Genomic DNA, 655 nt, shown 5'->3' on the forward strand with positions numbered 1-655 from the left:
GCTGAGCACCAGACCTGCACCGGCGAAGCGAGCAGCGATCACGCACGCCAGGCCTCGCTGGCCGGACCCGAGAATCGCGATCCGGTCGCCGGGCTTCAACTCAGGTGTCAGGACAGCCCAGCTCATGGCGTTCGCCAAGGGATTGTAAAGCGTGGCTGTCACGGGGTCGATAGACGAAGGAAGCTTGTAGACAACAGTCTTCGGATCGAGGTAGGCGTGCGTGGAGTATCCGCCCCACAGACCGGGTGATCTGTGCAAGGGGAGGAATCCGTAAAGCGCCGGGGCGGCAGGGTGATTGCGACACAGGTGCGAATCGCCACGGAGACAGACACGGCAGTGCCCGCACGCGATGAGCGGGTTCACTGCGACGCGATCTCCGATCGACAGTCCCGGAGGAGGATTCGGGCCAAGATCCTCAATGATCCCCACGATCTCGTGTCCGAGGATTCGGGGGTATGCGTCGCTTCCGTCCAGCGGGTTCGCGCCGACAACCCCTGCGAACGCTTCGACATCCGTGCCGCAGATGCCGTTTGCTTCCACTCGCAGCAACCCAGCACCCTCGTCGAGACCCGGGAGCGGAATCTCACGGAACTCCTGCTGAAATGGGCCGGTCTGAACCAGAGCCGTCGCCTTACTAACCATATCTGTCCCGATC

2 protein-coding genes are annotated in these 655 nt (G+C 62.7%); one reads left to right on the plus strand and one right to left on the minus strand.

Features of this window, described 5'->3' with window-relative positions:
- Window positions 1-540: alcohol dehydrogenase catalytic domain-containing protein (locus AC5RVV_RS17790; protein ID WP_494002677.1), on the minus strand; the 540-nt coding region annotated here is incomplete at its 3' end.
- On the opposite strand from AC5RVV_RS17790, the gene AC5RVV_RS17795 reads away from it, so the two are divergent.
- Window positions 436-655, plus strand: a 220-nt coding sequence (locus AC5RVV_RS17795; protein WP_494002678.1) for a hypothetical protein, incomplete at its 3' end; no start/stop codon positions are given. The two genes, AC5RVV_RS17790 and AC5RVV_RS17795, sit on opposite strands and share 105 nt — an antisense overlap.

The organism is Arthrobacter sp. MDT2-34-1, assembly GCF_059091365.1.